The 19,311-nt window shown below is 38.2% G+C and carries 18 protein-coding genes; 15 read left to right on the top strand and 3 right to left on the bottom strand.

The window, feature by feature from the left end; all coding sequences use genetic code 11:
- Positions 1 to 66 precede the first annotated feature (66 nt).
- The 11 genes from polA (at position 67) to GVK91_RS07025 (ending at position 13,547) form a co-directional block, all read left to right on the top strand.
- A complete protein-coding gene (gene polA, locus GVK91_RS06975) occupies positions 67 to 2,868 on the top strand; it encodes a DNA polymerase I (protein ID WP_159727578.1) in 2,802 nt (933 codons plus the stop codon).
- Positions 2,869 to 2,872: 4 nt separating this feature from the next.
- Positions 2,873 to 4,003, top strand: coding sequence for a toxin-antitoxin system YwqK family antitoxin (locus GVK91_RS06980; RefSeq protein WP_159727580.1), 1,131 nt, complete (start codon positions 2,873 to 2,875; stop codon positions 4,001 to 4,003).
- A gap of 24 nt (positions 4,004 to 4,027) precedes the next feature.
- Positions 4,028 to 4,681, top strand: a complete 654-nt coding sequence (locus GVK91_RS06985) for a phosphatidylserine decarboxylase family protein (protein ID WP_159727582.1) — start codon at positions 4,028 to 4,030, stop codon at positions 4,679 to 4,681.
- A gap of 63 nt (positions 4,682 to 4,744) precedes the next feature.
- A complete protein-coding gene (locus GVK91_RS06990) occupies positions 4,745 to 5,782 on the top strand; it encodes a cell wall metabolism sensor histidine kinase WalK (RefSeq protein WP_153844528.1) in 1,038 nt (345 codons plus the stop codon).
- A 90-nt stretch (positions 5,783 to 5,872) separates the two neighbouring features.
- Positions 5,873 to 6,520, top strand: a complete 648-nt coding sequence (locus GVK91_RS06995) for a DUF47 domain-containing protein (protein WP_046671637.1) — start codon at positions 5,873 to 5,875, stop codon at positions 6,518 to 6,520.
- A gap of 36 nt (positions 6,521 to 6,556) precedes the next feature.
- The gene (locus tag GVK91_RS07000; protein ID WP_046671636.1) at positions 6,557 to 7,567 is read left to right on the top strand and encodes an inorganic phosphate transporter; all 1,011 of its coding nucleotides are present in this window, start codon (positions 6,557 to 6,559) and stop codon (positions 7,565 to 7,567) included.
- A 240-nt stretch (positions 7,568 to 7,807) separates the two neighbouring features.
- Entirely contained in the window at positions 7,808 to 9,187 is a 1,380-nt protein-coding gene (locus tag GVK91_RS07005) for an OmpA family protein (protein ID WP_153844529.1), read from the top strand.
- A gap of 181 nt (positions 9,188 to 9,368) precedes the next feature.
- Positions 9,369 to 10,781 (top strand): tetratricopeptide repeat protein, encoded by a 1,413-nt coding sequence (locus GVK91_RS07010; RefSeq protein ID WP_153844530.1) that lies wholly within the window; start codon positions 9,369 to 9,371, stop codon positions 10,779 to 10,781.
- A gap of 98 nt (positions 10,782 to 10,879) precedes the next feature.
- A complete protein-coding gene (locus tag GVK91_RS07015) occupies positions 10,880 to 11,626 on the top strand; it encodes a shikimate dehydrogenase (RefSeq protein WP_153844565.1) in 747 nt (248 codons plus the stop codon).
- A gap of 44 nt (positions 11,627 to 11,670) precedes the next feature.
- Positions 11,671 to 12,312: an MBL fold metallo-hydrolase gene (locus tag GVK91_RS07020; protein ID WP_153844531.1), complete on the top strand. Its 642-nt coding sequence runs from the start codon at positions 11,671 to 11,673 to the stop codon at positions 12,310 to 12,312.
- Positions 12,313 to 12,317: 5 nt separating this feature from the next.
- On the top strand, positions 12,318 to 13,547 hold the full coding sequence (locus GVK91_RS07025) for an FtsX-like permease family protein (RefSeq protein ID WP_153844532.1): 1,230 nt from the start codon (positions 12,318 to 12,320) through the stop codon (positions 13,545 to 13,547).
- Here GVK91_RS07025 and GVK91_RS07030 read toward each other — a convergent pair.
- Together GVK91_RS07030 and GVK91_RS07035 are read right to left on the bottom strand one after the other, a co-directional pair.
- A complete protein-coding gene (locus GVK91_RS07030) occupies positions 13,544 to 14,191 on the bottom strand; it encodes a carboxypeptidase regulatory-like domain-containing protein (RefSeq protein WP_153844533.1) in 648 nt (215 codons plus the stop codon). The two genes, GVK91_RS07025 and GVK91_RS07030, sit on opposite strands and share 4 nt — an antisense overlap.
- A gap of 57 nt (positions 14,192 to 14,248) precedes the next feature.
- On the bottom strand, positions 14,249 to 14,524 hold the full coding sequence (locus GVK91_RS07035; protein WP_153844534.1) for a NifU family protein: 276 nt from the start codon (positions 14,522 to 14,524) through the stop codon (positions 14,249 to 14,251).
- A gap of 242 nt (positions 14,525 to 14,766) precedes the next feature.
- Here GVK91_RS07035 and GVK91_RS07040 point away from each other — a divergent pair, with 242 nt between their 5' ends.
- The 3 genes from GVK91_RS07040 to coaBC are packed head-to-tail and all read left to right on the top strand — an operon-like array spanning position 14,767 to position 17,216.
- Positions 14,767 to 15,696 (top strand): outer membrane protein assembly factor BamD, encoded by a 930-nt coding sequence (locus tag GVK91_RS07040; RefSeq protein WP_153844535.1) that lies wholly within the window; start codon positions 14,767 to 14,769, stop codon positions 15,694 to 15,696.
- Positions 15,680 to 16,009, top strand: a complete 330-nt coding sequence (locus GVK91_RS07045; protein WP_075990346.1) for a DNA-directed RNA polymerase subunit omega — start codon at positions 15,680 to 15,682, stop codon at positions 16,007 to 16,009. Before GVK91_RS07040 ends, GVK91_RS07045 begins: the two co-directional genes overlap by 17 nt.
- Positions 16,010 to 16,019: 10 nt before the next feature.
- Complete coding sequence (gene coaBC / locus GVK91_RS07050; protein ID WP_153844536.1) at positions 16,020 to 17,216, top strand: bifunctional phosphopantothenoylcysteine decarboxylase/phosphopantothenate--cysteine ligase CoaBC; 1,197 nt, start codon at positions 16,020 to 16,022, stop codon at positions 17,214 to 17,216.
- 46 nt (positions 17,217 to 17,262) lie between these two features.
- Here coaBC and GVK91_RS07055 read toward each other — a convergent pair whose 3' ends face one another.
- Positions 17,263 to 18,630, bottom strand: a complete 1,368-nt coding sequence (locus GVK91_RS07055) for an RNA methyltransferase (protein ID WP_159727584.1) — start codon at positions 18,628 to 18,630, stop codon at positions 17,263 to 17,265.
- An 88-nt stretch (positions 18,631 to 18,718) separates the two neighbouring features.
- Here GVK91_RS07055 and GVK91_RS07060 point away from each other — a divergent pair, with 88 nt between their 5' ends.
- Positions 18,719 to 19,105: an SRPBCC family protein gene (locus GVK91_RS07060; protein WP_088163349.1), complete on the top strand. Its 387-nt coding sequence runs from the start codon at positions 18,719 to 18,721 to the stop codon at positions 19,103 to 19,105.
- Positions 19,106 to 19,311: the final 206 nt, after the last annotated feature.

Here is a 19,311-nt window from a genome sequence, read left to right on the forward strand (position 1 = left end):
AAAAATTTATTAAACTTACCCTTTGATGAATTTCTTACCTTTGTAAGGAGACTAAAATTCAATTTTGTGAAAAAACTATTTCTTCTAGACGGAATGGCTCTCATATATAGAGCTTATTTTGCTTTGAGCAAAACTCCTCGAATTACCTCAACAGGGTTAAATACAGGAGCAATCATGGGATTTACCAATACCCTATTGGATGTATTGAAAAATCAGCAACCTTCCCACATAGCAGTAGTGTTCGACACAGCGGCACCTACCGCTCGACATATTGAATTTGAAGCTTATAAAGCACATCGTGAGAAAATGCCTGAGGACCTTGCCGCCTCTATCCCCTATATAAATCGCTTAATCGAGGGCTTCAATATCCCAATTATCACGATGGATGGATACGAAGCCGATGATATTATCGGAACACTTGCAAAAAAGGCCGAGAAACAAGACTTTCAAATCTATTGCATGACACCCGATAAAGATTTTGGGCAACTTGTGTCTGAAAATATCTTTATCTACAAACCTGCCCGCATGGGTAATGGAGCAGAAGTACAAGGTGTCAAAGAGATTCTTGAAAAATGGGAAGTTTCTGATGTTTGCCAGGTCATCGATATTCTCGGTCTTTGGGGTGATGCCGTAGACAATATCCCTGGTATACCTGGTATTGGAGAGAAAACAGCGAAAAAACTTGTTCAGGAATACGGATCTGTCGAAGGCATTATCGCTAACGCGGACCAACTCAAAGGAAAAATGCGCGAAAACGTAGAGAATTTTGCAGAGCAAGGGCTCATTTCCAAAAAATTAGCCACTATTTTATTGGATGTACCAATTGAACTCGATGAAAAATCGCTAGAACTGGAAGATCCAAACAAAGAAATCCTTGAACCACTATTTGCTGAATTAGAATTCCGAACACTTGGAAAACGAGTTTTCGGCGAAGATTTCTCTGTCCTTGACAAGAGCAGCCCTACAAATGGACAAATGGATCTATTTTCGACAACAACAACGACAATTACCACGACCGAAATTGTTACTGAAATTAGCGTCGAAAATGCTGCCATAAATAACATACATAATACAGCACATGACTATGTTTTGGTTGATACAACGGAAAAACAAATAGCGCTCGCTCAACAGCTTGCTTCTTTGGATAGTTTTTGTTTTGACACAGAAACAACGGGATTGGATGCAAACCTTGCCGACATCGTGGGATTATCATTTTCTTTTGAAAACGCAAAAGCATATTATGTTCCAACACCTGCCGATCGTGAGAGTGCTCAGGCTATAGTCGATATTTTTAAGGCAGCTTTAGAAGACCCAAACATCGAGAAAATAGGACAAAACATCAAATACGATATTTTGTTATTGGCACGTTATGGTGTAAAAGTACAGGGGCCCCTTTTTGACACCATGCTCGCACATTATCTAATTGATCCAGATACCCGTCACGGAATGGATGTGCTCGCAGAAAATTACCTAAATTACAGCCCGGTATCAATCACCGAACTTATCGGTGAAAAGGGAAAGAAGCAAGGGAATATGCGTGACGTTGAAGTCGAAAAAATAAAAGAATATGCTGCTGAAGATGCAGACATTACCCTACAGCTAAAAAATATATTTCAACCTCTTCTTGTCGAGACCAACACCATGCAGCTCGCTCAGGATGTGGAATTCCCATTGGTATATATACTCGCTGAAATTGAACGAAACGGTGTAAAAATAGATGTTCCGGCACTTGGAGAGTTTTCAAAAACACTGGAGCAGGACATTAAAAATTTCGAGGAATCCATCTTTGAGAAAGCGGGCGTAAATTTCAATATTGCATCCCCTAAACAATTGGGAGAAGTCTTATTCGATAAACTGCAACTGGATCCTAAAGCGAAAAAAACAAAAACGGGACAGTATAAAACAGGTGAAGATGTGTTATTAGCTTTGGCCCATAAATCAGATATTGTCCAAGATATTTTAAACTTTAGGCAAATGCAAAAACTCAAATCAACCTATGTTGATGCGCTACCTGAGTTAATAAACCCCGAAACAGGGCTAATTCATACGTCCTACAATCAAGCGGTTGCCGCAACAGGCCGTCTGAGCTCAACTAATCCGAACTTGCAGAATATCCCGATCCGTACCGAACGGGGAAGAGAAGTTAGAAAAGCCTTTATCCCAAGATCTGAAGACAATGTGATCCTCTCAGCCGATTATTCGCAGATTGAACTTCGCCTAATTGCAGAGCTAAGTAAAGATCAAAATATGATGGAAGCATTTAGCCAAGGTCATGATATCCACCGAGCAACAGCCGCGAAAGTATACAATGTGGATTTTGATGCTGTTACTTCTGAACAACGCCGCAACGCGAAAGCAGTTAACTTCGGCATTATATATGGTCAGTCGGCGTTTGGCCTTTCTCAAAATCTTGGCATATCACGTAAAGAAGCATCCGATATCATCAATGAATATTTCAACCAATATACAGGGATAAAGAAATACATGAGTGATGCCATCGAGTTTGCAAAAGAGAATGGTTACGTTGAAACAATTTTAAAACGAAGACGTTATCTGAGAGATATCAATTCCGCAAACATGACTGTCCGCGGATTCGCAGAAAGAAACGCTATTAATGCTCCGATCCAAGGATCAGCAGCAGATTTAATCAAACTTGCTATGATCGCCATTCAAAAGGAAATTGAGCAGCGAGGTTTATCTGGCAAAATGATCATGCAGGTGCATGATGAATTGGTTTTTGACGTACCTAAAGACGAGATCGAGGTATTCAAAAAAATCATTTTGGATAAAATGTCCAATGCTATAAAAACAAGTGTTCCTTTGATCGTAGAAATTGGAGAAGGCAAAAATTGGCTAGAAGCACATTAAAGTTATGATTAGAAAACTCATCCATATCTTATTATTATTGTGTGTCTGTAGCTTCACAAAGCTACATGCACAAGATGACAAACCTGTATTCTATGAAAAATTAGACCAGGGATTGATTCGCTTTTATTTTGACAAATATTATTATTTAGTTTCAAAAGAGTGTGAGTTTAAAACGATCGAACGTGTGAGCAAATTTGATTTTGCAAAGCAAGTTTTTGATGGAGAGTTTCGCGATTTTGCGCCAAATGGATCGAGAATACTCGTTGGTTCCTATAAAGATGGTAAAAAAGAAGGCTTATTTAAAGCCTTCCATCCGAATGGAGTGCTAAAATGGGAAGTAAATTTTCAAAGCAACAATCCGACTGGTGATTGGAAATATTACTATCCCGATGGAAAACCCTTATTAACCATTACATATAATGAGCAAGGCTATTTTATCAAAGATTACTGGGACAACAGAGGCAAACAGGAGGTGATAGACGGCGAAGGCAACTATGAATTTTCTATTCCTTTTGAAGGCTTTACTGAATTTGGTTTTGATTTCTATCTACGCAAAGGAAAGGTGAAAAACGGTAGACCGCAGGGAAACTGGAATACATATTTCTACAATGTAGGTCAGCAAGCAGTTTACGCCATGACCCAACGCTTTGCAAATGGTGTACTCACAACGACCTATGACGACAATGGAGACCTAAATAATGAGGATTTCATGTCGCTAAGTATCCTCCCTTATGACTATTTTATACGAGCGGAACTATTTAACGGTAAGTCGTGCAGCTTTGATGATTATTCCAATTTTTATGCATTCCTAACCAAACGTTTTAACGACAATCTCAATAAAACCGGGCTAGACATCACCAAACAGGTTAACTTTTCTTATTTAGTGGAAGTAAAGAAAACCGGAATGGCTAATCTAAAGAGCCTTAAGTTAATATCAGATTCCGGCGACGAGCCTTTCGATGGCATTTTGAGCCGTATTGCGAGAAGTATTGACTTCTATTTCCCTACATATAAAGACAATCAGCCTCAAGACGACCTTATCAGAGTATCTGGCGGAATCACACAGGGTAATGACGGAAAAATCTATACCCATTCAATTAAAATCGAAAGACAAATAGACAATTCGAGTAAATAATTATCTTTGCAGAAATAAATAGATATGAAATTTCATAAAGAAGGATATACCACATTAGCGATCGCTGTACTTTTTATCTTCATTATCAATGCCGTTGCGGATTATTATGACGCTCCGCAATATGCTAAATGGCTTATTTATGTGCTCTCAGCATTCCTATTCATTACAGTTGTTCAGTTTTTCAGAAGTCCCAAAAAAGTGGTTAACCCGCAGGATGGCGTGATTCTTTGTCCAGCGGATGGAAAAGTTGTTGTTATCGAAGAAACTGAGGAAAATGAGTATTTCCATGATAAGCGGATACAGGTGTCTATATTTATGTCTCCTGTCAATGTGCATGTCAACAGAAACCCAATCAGTGGTTTAGTCACGTTCTTTAAATACCATCCCGGCAAGTTTCTAGTGGCTTGGCACCCTAAATCATCTACAGATAACGAAAGAACAACAGTCGTTGTCAAAGATAAGGCTGGACGGGAGGTTCTTTTCCGCCAGATTGCAGGAGCATTAGCGCGCCGCATTGTATGGTATGTAAAAGAAAAAGACGAAGTCGTGCAAGGCAATGAGTTTGGTTTTATCAAATTCGGTTCCCGCGTAGATTTGTTTCTTCCTTTAGGAACTGAAATCAATGTTAACATTGGTGATAAGGTTACTGGAGCAAGGACAATTATCGGAAAATTTTAACAATTTATTAATATCATTATAAGTAACTTAGGCTCCAAATCAGGGGCCTTTTTTATTCTGCAAATGAATTTTAAACAATTACTATTCGCAAACTCCGCAGCTGTCGGCATTGCAATATCCACGATCAGCTTTTATTATAAACATGACCTGCAGACAGCGCTGATCATTTTCTTTGTTGCTGTGGTAACGAGTTTCCTCCTATTTAACTACCTATTTGAAAAATATATATATCGTAGACTCAATACGATGTATAAATTAATTCATAACCTTAAACTCGGCAAGGATCTTAAAGATGCTATCGGAGAACATGTCAGTGAGGATCCTATTACGGATGCTGAAAACGAAGTCAAAGCATGGGCAAAAGATAAAAAAAACGAGATAGAGCAGTTAAAATCACAAGAAAAATTCCGTAGAGAATTTTTATCCAACATTTCTCATGAATTCAAAACGCCATTATTTGCTACCCAAGGTTACATTGAAACCCTGCAGGATGGCCTTATAGAAGAAGATATGGAAATGGCCAAGAACTTCTTAGATAAGGCTGCCCGGAATCTGGACCGGCTAAACTACCTGATTCAGGATCTTGATGAGATATCCAAACTGGAATCTGGAAAAATGGTTCTGAATATAGAGAAATTCGATATCGTTGATCTTATTAAAGACACCACATACTCTCTTGAGGATAAAGCTAAACAGCACAATATCAAAATAGAATTCAAGCCAAAAGCGGGTACACCACATTGGGTTAAAGCAGACCGCAATAAAATCCATCAGGTATTATACAATCTGATTGACAATTCCCTGAAATATGGAAAAGAGGGTGGAACAACGAAAATTAAGATTTTTCCGCTGTTTGAACAGGTTCTTATCGAGATTACAGACGACGGTTATGGCATCGAAGAAAAAAATCTCAGCCGTGTATTCGAGCGCTTTTTCCGAACTGATAAGAGTCGATCACGCGATATCGGAGGATCAGGATTAGGATTGGCTATCGTAAAGCATATTGTCGAAGCACATCAGCAAAACGTCAATGTCCGTAGTACAGAAGGCATTGGGACAACATTTGGCTTTACTTTACAAAAAGTTCAGTCAGGAAATTAAACAATTGATGACACTTTTGTGTTTAAACAAAATCAATGTTAACATTAACTTAACATTAAGGTATTATTTTTGCAAAAATAAATTTAAGATATGTCTTTAAATAGCATTTTTCAATACTTCGTTCCAAAGGATAAAAAATTCTTCCCTTTGTTTGAACAAGCCGGCAACAACTTGATCGAGATGTCAAAGTTGTTAAAAGATATTGTTAACTCAAGCAACCCTGAAAAGAAAAAGGAATTAACACGCAAAGTGGAAGATTTGGAACATAGAGGCGACAACATTACGCATCAAATTCATTTGGAGCTGGGGAAGAACTTTATCACTCCTTTTGACCGCGAAGATATACACTCTTTGGCAAGTTCATTGGACGACGTCGCAGATTTTATACACGGTGCCGCCAATAGAATGGACCTTTACAAGGTTGAAAAAGCCACTGAGCCAATGATTGAAATTGCTGATTTACTGGTTGAAGCTACCGAACATGTATCAAAAGCTATTCATGAGCTTAGAGATTTGAAAAATATCCGGAATATTACGGATTCATGTGTTCGCATCAATAGCGTAGAAAACAAAGCCGATTATATCTTCGATAAAGCTGTAGCTGACCTTTTTGAATTTGAAAAAGATGCAATTTCATTAATTAAACACAAAGAAGTGTTATCTGCAATGGAAGATGCAACCGATAAATGTGAGGATGTTGCTAACGTATTAGAAAGCATTCTAGTTAAAAACGCATAATCATTCGATTTAAGTGCACAAAAATTCTACGAGATTATGATGTCAACATTACTCGTTGTTGTGATTGTCCTTGCGATTGCCTTTGACTACATCAATGGATTCCATGATGCTGCCAATTCTATTGCGACAGTTGTATCAACAAAAGTTTTAACGCCAGCAATGGCCGTCTTATGGGCTGCGATATTCAACTTTGCAGCTTACTTCTACTTTACAGATCATAAAGTAGCCAATACCATTGCAAAAACAGTATTGGAAGAATACATTACCTTAGAAGTTATTTTTGCAGGATTACTTGCAGCAATTGGTTGGAACTTATTTACATGGTACTATGGTGTACCATCAAGTTCGTCCCATACACTTATTGGAGGTTTTGCAGGATCGGGTATGGCTTACGCTTTCATCCTTGGCGCAGATCCTATTCACGCTATCAACATTGATGCTACCTTAAAGATTATTGCATTTATCGTACTTGCGCCTATCATAGGTATGACGATATCGGTTATCATCACATTAATTGTAATCAATCTGGCGAAAAACTCCCGTCCAAGTGTTGCCGAAAAATGGTTCAAGATATTGCAACTTGTTTCTTCGGCGGCTTTGAGCTTTGCACATGGAGGTAATGATGCACAGAAAGTAATGGGAATTATCCTTGTCGCTATGGTAGCTGGAGGTTATGTCCCAACGACTGAACACATGCCAGAGTGGATTCCATTGACTTGTTACGCAGCAATCGCTGCCGGAACAATGAGCGGTGGATGGAAAATTGTCAAAACGATGGGAACCAAGATTACAAAAGTAACACCCTTGGAAGGTGTTTGTGCTGAATCTGCAGGAGCTGTCACCTTGGGTATCACAGAACATTTTGGAATACCAGCCTCAACAACGCATACCATTACAGGTGCAATCATCGGTGTTGGTGTTGTCAAACGTGTCTCAGCAGTACGTTGGGGGGTAACAATCAGCTTGTTATGGGCTTGGATATTGACAATTCCAGTTTCAGCTTTGTTGGGCGCATTGTCGTTATTGGTCGTACATTATTTGCTTTAGAAAAAAAATACTTAATTTTTTTCTTAAACCTATTGAAACAAAACAAAAATTTGGTACTTTCGTACCGGATTTTTGTTTTGTTGTTTCACATTAAATACTTAATTTAGTACAAAATATAGCAAAAACAAAATTTTAACATAATTTTAAGACTTTGGCACGGCAATTGTACTGTTCCATGTGTTAATACAATAATTAAGTTTGAAAACAATTAAAATTAATAATAACCTTAAAAACAAGAGTATGAACTATTCTACAATTAAAAAAACAGCTGTTGCTGCTACATTAGTTGCCGCTTTAGGTTTCGCTGGTACAGCACAAGCTCAACAAGTATTCGGTGGTAGATCACAATACAGAACTTGGTCTATCGGAGTTCAAGGTGGTATCACTACACCGAACAACGTAATCGGTGGTGGTAACGCTTTTGGTCAAAAAGTAGGTTACTTCCAAAATAAAGTAGGTGAGTACTATGGTTTGACAGTACGTAAACAATTCTCTCACTTATTTGGTTTAGAAGTTGAAGCTAACCGTGGTAAGATCAAAACTTACAACCATGATCTTTCTGGTCCTAGTGGTGCTATTGAAAACAAATTAGGCGCTCGTTCAGTAGAAACTAGTGTAAACTGGGCTGCTAGCTTAAACGGTGTATTCCAATTGGGTACAATCGATTTCTTAAGAAGAGAGAATTCGGTTAACTTCTACGCTAAAGTAGGTTTGGGAGCTATGGCTTACAACCCTGTTCAATACGCAAACAATGATTTCTCAGGAACAGTTGTTTATGACAACAAAGGTAAATGGGGTGAAGGTATCGTTGGTGACCGCGAAGACAAAAACGATCGCGACAACAAATTGACAGCTTTCGTTCCTGTAGGTGTTGGTGCTAAATTCAAATTATCTGAAGTTGTTGCGTTGAACTTAGGTTACACAATGAACTTTACGGATGATCAAATCTACGGTCCAGCTCGTCAATCTTCTTACAAAGGTAAATTCTCTTCAGTTATGGCTGGTTTAGAATTCACTTTAGGTTCGAAAGACAAACAAAACTTGACTTTTGCTAACCCGGTTGCGACATTGTACGATGAGTTGAAAGATCCTTCATTGAGAAACGAAGTTGAAGCATTGAAACAACGTGTAAGCACTTTAGAAGGTACTGTTAACACATTAAGCGCTGATGCTGATGGTGACGGTGTATCTGATAAATTTGACAAATGTCCTGGTACTCCAGCTGGTACTCCAGTAGATGGTTCAGGATGTCCAATCAAATTCCCAGAGCCAGTTATTGAAACTGTAGCTTCTAACGGTTACTACGCTCCAATTCAATTCGAATTTGATAGCTCAGTATTGAAAACTTCATCTTACTCTACATTAGACAAATTGGCTAAAGAGTTACGTGATAACAATTCAGCTGTACAATTAGATGGTTATGCATCTGCAGAAGGTTCTGATGCTTATAACATGACTTTATCTAAAGACCGTGCTAACTCTGTAAAACAATATTTAGTAAATGCTGGTGTTTCTTCATCAAGCATCACAGCTAAAGGTTACGGAGAGAAAAACCCAGTTGCATCTAATGCTACTGAGGAAGGTCGCGTTCAAAACCGTCGTGTTGAGATCAAAAAATAATCGTATATAACTTATACATTATAATAAGAGCCGGCTTTAAAGCCGGCTTTTTTTATTTTACCCGTATTTATCCTTAACTTTGTGGAGGATATCCGATTTGTGGAAAATTAGTTCGAACAAATTAGATAAGAAATTAGTATTTTGAATTAAGTAACAGAATACTGGTTTTAAACTTTTGAGAATGGAAGAGGATTTTGAATTTGAAAACCCCGAGGAAAGAAAAATCTCGGTGGACAGATATGAGGAAATGCTTCGAAACGAGGATCAGTATTTTTTTGACTCCAAAGCTTTTGAAGGAATTATTGATTACTATGCTGAAAAAAATGACCCTGTAAAGGCCTTACAGGTTACCGAATTTGCTATCAGCCAACACCCTTTTGATATTACCTTTTTATTGAAACAAGCACAACTGTTTTCAACGATTCAACAATATCAGAATGCGCTTGCAGCGTTGGATAAAGCGGAATTATTAGAGGCTTCAGAAGGGGATATTTTCTTGATCCGTGGTGGCATATTAGGCAGTATCGGCCAGTTTGATAATGCTTTGGAACAGCTCTTCAAAGCACTTCCGCTATTAGATAATAAAGATGAGGTCTATTTCCATATTGCGATGATCTTTCAAGCGCAAATGAATTATGACAAGGCAATAATTTATCTAAAGAAAGCACTTGAGCTCAACATGGATTACCAGGAAGCACTCTATGAATTGGCCTACTGTTATGATGTATTGGATAGACAAGAGGAAAGTATCTCCTTTTATAAAAAGTACATTGATTCAGACCCATACTCCTACTATGCTTGGTACAATTTAGGAAACTCTTACCATAAAATCAGCCAGTTTGAGGAAGCTTTAGACGCATACGACTATGCTATATTAATTAAGGAAGACTTCTCTTCAGCTTATTTCAATAAGGGTAACGCTCTTGTCAATCTAGACCGCTATCAAGAAGCATTGGATGTTTACAAACAAACATTTGAATATGAACAACCAAGTGCTGATACCTATTGTGCGATAGGCGAATGTTATGAAAAACTTGAGCAGATGGAAGAAGCCCGCAATTATTATAAAAAGGCAGTCAAATTAGATGCGGAGCTTGCTGATGCTTGGTTCGGTATTGGGGTTACCTTAGATTTCGAAGAACGCTATTTTGAATCACTTCATTTTTATAAAAAAGCATTGGAACTAGAGGACACAAACCCCGATTACTGGTTTGCGATTGCCGATGCCCGATATAAACTACAACAAATAGATCTTGCAGAAGAAGCCTATAAAAAGGTAGTAGCTTTGAACCCAACAGATATAGATGCGTGGCTCGATTATTCCTCAATTCTATTTGAACAAAGTAAAATTGAAGAAGCTATTAATGTAATATCCGATGCCATCACACAAAATCCAAATGCAGCAGAACTGTACTATCGTGTGGTTGCTTATCTATTTGCCAATGGACAATACAACGAAGCGCTTAACTTTTTGGAGCTTGGCTTAGCGACTGATCCCGATAAGCATCATATTCTTTTTGATTACCTCCCGCAGCTACAAGGGAATCAGATCATTACTGAAATTGTAAAAAAATATACAAAGCCGAAAGATTAACATACAATAGGCGCCACATCCGGTTGTTGCCACGCAATGACCGGATACTAAAAATGAAGATATATTCCTATCCCCACAATGTACTTTCCGCAATTCAAATGAAAAAATTAGGCTTAATAGGATACCCGTTAGGGCATTCTTTTTCAAAAAAATATTATTTAGAAAAATTTCATCAAGAACATATTACCGATGTGGATTACGATTTATATCCACTTGCTCAAATAGCCGATTTTACAACAATTGCTTCCAATAAAGATTTCTATGGTGTAAATGTGACCATTCCCTACAAGATAGAGGTTATGGATTACTTGGACGAGCTCTCGGAAGAAGCTCGTACAATACAAGCTGTAAACTGTATTCGAATCAGTCATACATCAGATGGCGCAACGCATCTAAAAGGCTACAATACTGACGCTTATGGTTTCGAGGAATCACTAAGGCCGCTACTAAATCCCCTGGCGGATAAGAAGGCTTTAATTTTAGGTAATGGAGGCGCTGCAAAGGCTGTCATTTATGCCCTGAATCAACTTGGAATAATGCATACTTTAGTAAGCAGAACCAAACAGGCAGACCAGCTAACTTATAATGAACTTAATGCTGCTATCCTAGCTGACCATACAGTGATTATCAACTGTTCACCGGTTGGCACATTTCCCAATACGGCAGAATATCCAAAAATCCCTTACGAATTCCTAACTGAGAACCACCTCTGTTATGATCTCATTTACAATCCAGAGGAAACAGCATTTCTTCGAAAAAGTAAAGAAAAAGGCGCCAGAATCAAAAACGGATATGAAATGCTGGTTCTACAAGCAGAAAAAAACTGGGAAATCTGGAATAGTTGAGCTTTCAATAGTAAGAAATCAATAAAAACTGTAATTTTACCACTATGCTTACGATCAAAACATTCACTTTCAATCCATATCAGGAAAATACTTATCTACTCTATAACGAGTCAGGAAATGCCATTATCATTGATCCTGGGATGTATGGCGAGCAAGATCAGCAAGAACTATTAGCTTTCATCGCAAACAATAATCTCAAGCCGACACTCCTATTAAATACACATTGCCATATTGACCATGTTTTGGGGAACAGTTTTGTCCATGAGAAATTTGGCTTGCTCCCGCAGTTCCACGAAGGTGAAGTACCCATTTTAGTAGCGGTTCAGAACTACGCTCCTCAAATGGGCATCCGATATGACATCTCCCCAATCGGAGAAACATTTCTAAATGAGGATGATACCATTTATTTGGATAAGGATGAGCTAAAGGTCATTCTTGCACCTGGACATTCCCCTGCACATATCTGCTTTTACTCAGCTAATCAAAAATTCTTGATCGGGGGAGATGTCCTATTTCGCAATAGCATTGGCCGTACTGATCTTCCTGGGGGAAATCACCAGCAGCTTTTGGATAGCATAAAAACAAAACTTTATACCTTGCCCGACGACACGATCGTCTATCCTGGGCATGGGCCATCGACAACGATTGGCTTCGAAAAAAATTCTAATCCATTTATCCGAGGATAAAAGTCATGAATCTGCCATTTCTATTTGCAAAAAGATATCTGTTTTCTAAGAAATCAGTTAATGCCATTAATATCATCTCTTCTATTAGTGTAATTGGCGTAATGGTAAGTAGTGCCGCTTTAATCATTTTGTTGTCTTCATTCAATGGAATGGAGCAGCTGATACTATCTATGTACAGTAAGTTTGCTCCTGAACTGAAGATTGAACCCAAGAAAGGAAAACTTTTTGACAGTAAACAGGCTGTCTTCAGTGAATTACGGAAGGATTCCAATGTGATTCATTACACAGAGGTTCTACAAGAGAAAGTATTGCTGCAATATTCAAATAGACAATTTATTGCAAATATAAAAGGCGTCGAACCTCAATCGCTAAGTAAAAAGGCCGGAGACAGTATCCTCGTAGATGGTCAGTACAAACTTACCCATGATTCGACTAACCTTGCAATTATAGGGGCAAGCGTACAGGCAAATCTGGCAATTCCTATGCAGAACTCTGCTGAACAAATTCAAGTGTATTCTCCGAGAAAAGGAGTAAAGAATTCTTCCAATCCTGCCGAAGAATTCAACATACGATCCATAGCTCCCGGAGGGGTATTGCGCTATCAACAAGATTTTGACAATTTGATTATTACACCAATTTCATTTGCTAAAGAGGTTCTCGGAGAATATGAGCGCGTTTCATCGATCGAGTTTTATCTAAAAGATGGTGTAGATGTTAATTCATTTGGGCAAGCAGTACAAAAGAAAATAGGACCGGATTACATTGTAAAGAATAGGGAAAAACAAAACCCTACCTTATATAAAAATGTACGTGTTGAACGCTGGGTTGTCTTTTTTATACTGACCTTGATCAGTGTGATTGCAATCTTTAATATTGTAGGTTCCTTAACCATGCTTGTACTAGACAAACAAAAGGATATGACGATACTGAAAGGTCTCGGTGGAGCGAATGATCTAATTCAACGTATCTTCTTTTATGAAGGCCTTATGATCGGCATTATTGGGTGTGTATTGGGCCTATTGATAGGCGGCATATTCAACTATATCCAGTCAGCCTATGGAATCATTCGTGTAGAAGATGGAGCAAATACAATTATTGACAGCTACCCTATGGTAAGTAATTGGAGTGACTACATTTTGGTGTTCATGACAGTCACCAGTATCTCTGGTCTAGTTTCCTATTTCTCCGCTAAACTAAGTGTCAGAGAACTCAATAAACTGAAGGCGACTGATTAATAATTAGAGCTTTTTCGGCTCTGACTACCTTTTGTAATCTGCTGGATTAAGCTGCCCCATGCAAAAGGATTTAACAATGGGTTAGCATAACGTTGGTTGATGACTTTATTATTCATCGTATTAAAGCTCTGCGCATTGTTAATTGAACGCATTTCATTTCCGTCACGTGGTATTACAGCTGCCATTGCCGACAAGGACTCATAAGACAAGGACCTTCTTACTCGCACGATGTTATCTTCAGAAACGTCTAGATTCATAAATGCAAGATTGAACTCTTCGATACTCGCCCATGGATAAGGTGTTACCATCGGAAGTTCCGTAACCAGGTTTTGCATAACGATATTTGCGGTATATTTATCACCAGGAACATCAGGAATAGTGACAACTAAAGGATCAAAACCGACGGAAGTAAAACGAATTGTATCGCCCACATGCGCTACAAAAGAGAAATAACCCTCGTTATTTGCAGCAAATGCTTCATTTCGGAAAGATAAATTAGTGACAGTCGCATAACCTACAGGAAGCCCAGACCCCACCGTTGTAACGATACCAGAGTACTGGATAATTTTCCTTTCCTGAGCATGTAAAGCAGAGGAACAAAAAAGTACAAATACAGCAAATAATATAGAAACCAGCAACTTCATAGAACAAATTTAAACAAAAGTAGCCGAACTAGCCGTTAAATTGTGTTAATAGAACAACTAATTAACAGGGGGTAAAGTTGCTTCTGGGGAATCGGGATCTGTTAAATTAATAGCCTCCACTGCTGTAATTTCAGGAACAGCCCTCTTAATTGCCTGCTCTAAACCAGCTTTAAAGGTCATAATGCTCATTGAACATGAAGCACATGCTCCCAATAATTTTAAACGCACGACATTATCCGCTGTAATCTCTTCAACACTCACATTTCCGCCATCAGTTTCCAAATATGGTCTCAAGGTATCTAATGCTTGCTCAACTTTTTCTTTTAAAGTCATACTCTTAATGCTATTCAATGATTGTAATATGTAAAGATAATCAAATATTTTAAAATGTGTATTTTTGAGCCTCGCTACCAATGGAAAAACAACAAGTAAATGACAATATCCCCTCTTCATAGCACCTATCGAGTTAAAGAATGTTAATAAGAAATGTTGTTTTTGCGATCAAATAATTATTAAACTATATTGCACAGTAAAATTTAATTGATTAGTATAACAAATTCACTTATCTTTGTAAAATGTTTTTAAATAGGCGTATAGCGGCTATCTGTGCCGGCATGATGTTTCTATTGGTATTTACTGGTTGTAAAAGTAAATTTGAGAAATTGCGCGCAAGCAATAATATCGCTCAAAAGTACGAAGAGGCCGTAAAACTTTATGAGAAAAAGAAATATACAAAGGCGTTAGTTTTGTTTGATGACTTGCGGACCAAGTTCCGTGGACAAGCTGAAGCAGAAAATATTTACTATTATTTGGCATTTGCCAACTACCGTCTGAAAGATTATACATCTGCAGCATTTCACTTTAAAGATTTTGCGGATGTTTATCCAAACAGTGCACGAGCAGAGGAATGTCGGTTTATGCATGCCTATTGCTATTACTTGGATTCTCCGAGATCAACCTTAGATCAAGCAAATACAAGAAAAGCAATTGATGCATTACAGCTCTTTGTCAATCTCTATCCCGAATCGGAGCGGTCCAAAGAAGCTGCAGATCTTATTCAGAAATTAAGAGATAAGCTTGAGCTTAAAGCATTTGCTAATGCAAGACTGTACTATGACATGGGTCTTACGGATGATTATAGGGCAGCTGTCATCGCATTACAGAATGTATTAAAAGAATACCCTGATACAAAATATGCAGAAGAGATTGAGTTTTTATCCTTAAAAGCACAATACATCTATGCATCCAAAAGTTTCTTCCTGAAACAAGAAAGTAGATTTGATGATGCCTTGGACTATTACCGTAGCTTCGCAAGTAATTTTCCGAATAGCAAACATATGAAAGAGGCAGAATCTCTTCGTGAAAATTCTGAAAAAGGGATTAAAACCGCCCTCTCTCAAGTGAAGGATTATAATAAAGCCGTTGCAGAGCAGGAAGTATATATCAAAGAACAAAAGGCGAAAAAAGAAAAAGAAAATACCCAAAAAGATGAGTCAAAAAAATAACAATTCAATTCCAAACTCTACAGTTACACGTGACTTGAGACAATTGGACAAAGGCACTGACAATCTCTATGAATCTATTGTAGTTATTTCTAAACGCGCGAACCAAATTGCAGTAGACATTAAAGAAGAATTGAACGGAAAACTTGCCGAATTTGCAAGTAACAACGATAACTTGGAAGAGGTATTCGAAAACCGTGAGCAAATTGAGATTTCAAAACATTACGAGCGTATGCCAAAGCCTACTTTGGTTGCTATTGATGAATTTTTACACGATAAAGTGTACTACAGAAATCCTTCAAAAGAGCAGGACTAATCCTTAAACAATGGCTTTAGCTGGGAAAAATATTGTAATTGCTGTATGCGGCAGTATTGCCGCATACAAGATTGCATCCCTCATCCGCCTTTTACTAAAAGCAGATGCCCGAGTTAACGTAGTCATGTCAAAAGAAGCGACAGCCTTTATTACCCCGCTTACGCTTTCCACTCTTTCCAAAAATCCTGTTTTAATTGATTATTATCAGCCGAATACCGGGGAATGGAATAATCATGTCGAAATTGCCTTAAATGCGGATTACATTTTAGTCGCTCCCGCAACGGCAAATACACTGGCCAAAATGGCCAATGGATTTTGTGACAACCTCCTAACTGCCGTGTATCTATCAGCGAAATGTCCGGTGCTATTCGCTCCAGCAATGGATTTAGATATGTGGAAACACCCGTCCACACAATCCAATATCAATAAGCTTAGTTCTTATGGCAATATCCTAATTCCTCCGGGAAAAGGGGAATTGGCTAGTGGCCTAGTGGGTGAGGGACGTTTGGCGGAACCAGAAGAAATACTGGATTTCTTAGTCAAATTTTCGGAGAAAGGACTACCCTTAGCAGGAAAGAAAGCGTTAGTATCTGCAGGTCCTACTTATGAAGCTATAGACCCAGTCCGATTCATTGGCAATCATTCAAGTGGAAAAATGGGCTATGCTATAGCCACACAACTTGAAGAACTTGGCGCAGACGTCACGCTAGTATCAGGCCCCAGCGCCCTTAAACTACCCAAAGGCGTCGATACCATTTCAGTAACCTCGGCAGCTGAGATGTTACATGCCTGTGAAGAACATTTTGAAGCCGCAGATATTGTTGTGATGAGTGCTGCTGTGGCAGACTACACACCAGTTGAAGTTGCTAGCCAAAAAATAAAAAAGAAAGAAAACGAATTCTCCATTGAGCTGAAAAAAACGGTAGATATTCTGGCAACTTTAGGGGCTAAAAAGAAAGAAAACCAATTACTCGTTGGGTTTGCATTGGAAACCAATAATGAGCTCGAAAACGCGAAAGGCAAATTGATTCGAAAAAACCTGGATTTTATCGTGCTCAATTCCATGCAGGATAAAGGAGCCGGCTTCGCAACAGATACTAATAAAGTCACTATAATCGATCGGTCTGGAAATACCCGTGAGTTTAGCCTAAAATCGAAAGAAGAAGTTGCTAAAGATATCTGTTCAATTATAGTGAGCCTTTCCTAAGCGCAACTTTTATAAACATACTCTCCGCGTTCAATGCTTCTAAATTTTATAAATTTACAATCCTCAATTCCTTTGGATAATAGTTATTGATTCGGTTGGTCAATACCTTCATCCAGCCTAAAGGTTTACCTTCAAAAATTGCTATTGTCCATCCTTGAAGACTTTCGCCAATCGTATCCACAGCTATATTTTCCTTTCTAAGGTAATTACGCGCATCTTCAAGCGACAATTCTACCGATTGAAAGTCTTTGGTCAAATGATTACTCAAAGCCAGTGCATGGCTTGGTATTAGCTCCTTTCTGCTAAGCTTGCCGACATTCGTTCCCGCATTCTTAAGATAAAGTACATTTTGAAGATACTTTAGATCATGTTCGTACATTTTTGGGAAAACATATACATCCTCATGATGAAGAAAAGTATGAAAGCTAGTACTATCCGAAATCCAGTTATCTAAAATTCCTTTGGGTACATCTGATTTCTCTGGTTTAATTCGCTTTCTATTGAATGTTTCCTGTTCACCAACCTTCTTAAGGACAGCAATAAAAAAGCCCTCTCCACCTAATTTATGCGGGTAAAATCGATAACCGTGTGCACGATGCTTATTAGAATTTGTATGATCAATTCCCCAATGCTCTTCAATAGCTATTTCAACAGATTCAAAATCGCCGCTATCCAATAGCCAATCGACAATATCTTCATTTTCTTCCGGTGAATAAGAACAGGTTGAATAAAACAAATATCCGCCTCTATTTAAAGCGCTCAAGCTTTCAACCAAAATCCGTTGTTGTCTTTCGCTACAAAGCTTAACATTAGCTTCGGACCATTCATCGATGGCATCGGCATCTTTTCTAAACATTCCAGATCCAGAACATGGCGCATCAACAACCATCAAATCGAAGTATCCAGGAAGACGATTAAACGCTGCAGGATCATTATTTGTAGTTACTGTGTTCGCATTTCCCCATTTCATTAAGTTATCTTGCAGGATTGTAACCCTTGTTTTAATAATTTCATTTGCAACCAAGAGTGATTCCGGATGTAAGCTACTGTTTAATAAGGTAGACTTTCCTCCTGGTGCGGCGCATAAATCCAACGCCCGAATACTCCCCTCATGTAACTTCAAACTTCGAATGATATGATCGATGAACATGGAAGAAGCATCTTGTGGATAATATGCTCCAGCATGAAATAATGGATCTAACGTAAACACTGGACGATCCTGAAGATAATAAGCCACATTACACCAGGGAACTTGCCCTGCATTAGGAAACGGACAATCTTCTAATTTATTAGGGTTTAGGCGTATTGCTGTCGCCCGAATACCTTCCTCATGTATCTTAATAAATGCATCAGTATCAAATAGCGGATTCACTCCTAACTTTTTCACTAAAGAATTTGGCAGAAAATTACTCATGTTGTCCCAATAGTTTGCGATAAAATTAAGATAAATAAAAATGAAGTCAAAATAAGTGGTAAATTACAAGAAAGAGTAACTTTGCACCATGAAAGAATTCAAGAAATATGCTATTATTCCTGCGACTCCAGAGGAACTGTATCTTGCATTAACGACCGAAATTACCGCTCGTCTTTGGACAGGGGACCTTGTGTCAATAGACCCTACTGTCAATGGAGAATTCTCTTTGTGGGATGGTGCTATAACTGGCCGATTCTTGGAACTAGAACCATCGACAAAAATTGTACAAGAATGGTATTTCGGTGAAACAGACAGCCCTTCTATTGTTACATTAAAGTTGCATGAACATAAAAAAGGGACTTCCTTGGAAATTAGGCAAACGAATATACCTGATGAAGACTTTGAAAATATCTCGGATGGATGGGAAGATCCTTATATATCTTCATTAATTGATTTTTATACAGAAGAAGATTAAAGTCTATTATCTCAGAATTCCTTTTTGATGATATATTAGATTACTGGCGTCATAAATGACGCCAGTAATCTAATAAATTATGGGAGTGTAACGTCAACTGTGTCATTGGATTAAAATCTTAAAAACCTCTTTCTAGTTTGAGTCTATCCCCAAATCTAATATAAAGTTGGGATATGGTCAAGCCCCAGTTATGCATTGGCATCGTC

The sequence above is a fragment of the Sphingobacterium sp. 18053 genome, from assembly GCF_902706145.1.
Taxonomy (GTDB): domain Bacteria; phylum Bacteroidota; class Bacteroidia; order Sphingobacteriales; family Sphingobacteriaceae; genus Sphingobacterium; species Sphingobacterium paramultivorum.

Coding starts and splice junctions, on each gene's coding strand:
- GVK91_RS07035 (WP_153844534.1), bottom strand. CDS start 14,524: ATGACTTTAAAAGAAAAAGTTGAGCAAGCATTAGATACCTTGAGACCA.
- GVK91_RS06980 (WP_159727580.1), top strand. CDS start 2,873: ATGATTAGAAAACTCATCCATATCTTATTATTATTGTGTGTCTGTAGC.
- GVK91_RS07055 (WP_159727584.1), bottom strand. CDS start 18,630: ATGAGTAATTTTCTGCCAAATTCTTTAGTGAAAAAGTTAGGAGTGAAT.
- GVK91_RS07045 (WP_075990346.1), top strand. CDS start 15,680: ATGAGTCAAAAAAATAACAATTCAATTCCAAACTCTACAGTTACACGT.
- GVK91_RS06990 (WP_153844528.1), top strand. CDS start 4,745: ATGAATTTTAAACAATTACTATTCGCAAACTCCGCAGCTGTCGGCATT.
- GVK91_RS07015 (WP_153844565.1), top strand. CDS start 10,880: ATGAAAAAATTAGGCTTAATAGGATACCCGTTAGGGCATTCTTTTTCA.
- GVK91_RS07005 (WP_153844529.1), top strand. CDS start 7,808: ATGAACTATTCTACAATTAAAAAAACAGCTGTTGCTGCTACATTAGTT.
- GVK91_RS07025 (WP_153844532.1), top strand. CDS start 12,318: ATGAATCTGCCATTTCTATTTGCAAAAAGATATCTGTTTTCTAAGAAA.
- GVK91_RS07020 (WP_153844531.1), top strand. CDS start 11,671: ATGCTTACGATCAAAACATTCACTTTCAATCCATATCAGGAAAATACT.
- GVK91_RS07010 (WP_153844530.1), top strand. CDS start 9,369: ATGGAAGAGGATTTTGAATTTGAAAACCCCGAGGAAAGAAAAATCTCG.
- GVK91_RS06995 (WP_046671637.1), top strand. CDS start 5,873: ATGTCTTTAAATAGCATTTTTCAATACTTCGTTCCAAAGGATAAAAAA.
- GVK91_RS07040 (WP_153844535.1), top strand. CDS start 14,767: ATGTTTTTAAATAGGCGTATAGCGGCTATCTGTGCCGGCATGATGTTT.
- GVK91_RS07030 (WP_153844533.1), bottom strand. CDS start 14,191: ATGAAGTTGCTGGTTTCTATATTATTTGCTGTATTTGTACTTTTTTGT.
- GVK91_RS06985 (WP_159727582.1), top strand. CDS start 4,028: ATGAAATTTCATAAAGAAGGATATACCACATTAGCGATCGCTGTACTT.
- GVK91_RS07000 (WP_046671636.1), top strand. CDS start 6,557: ATGATGTCAACATTACTCGTTGTTGTGATTGTCCTTGCGATTGCCTTT.
- coaBC (WP_153844536.1), top strand. CDS start 16,020: ATGGCTTTAGCTGGGAAAAATATTGTAATTGCTGTATGCGGCAGTATT.
- GVK91_RS07060 (WP_088163349.1), top strand. CDS start 18,719: ATGAAAGAATTCAAGAAATATGCTATTATTCCTGCGACTCCAGAGGAA.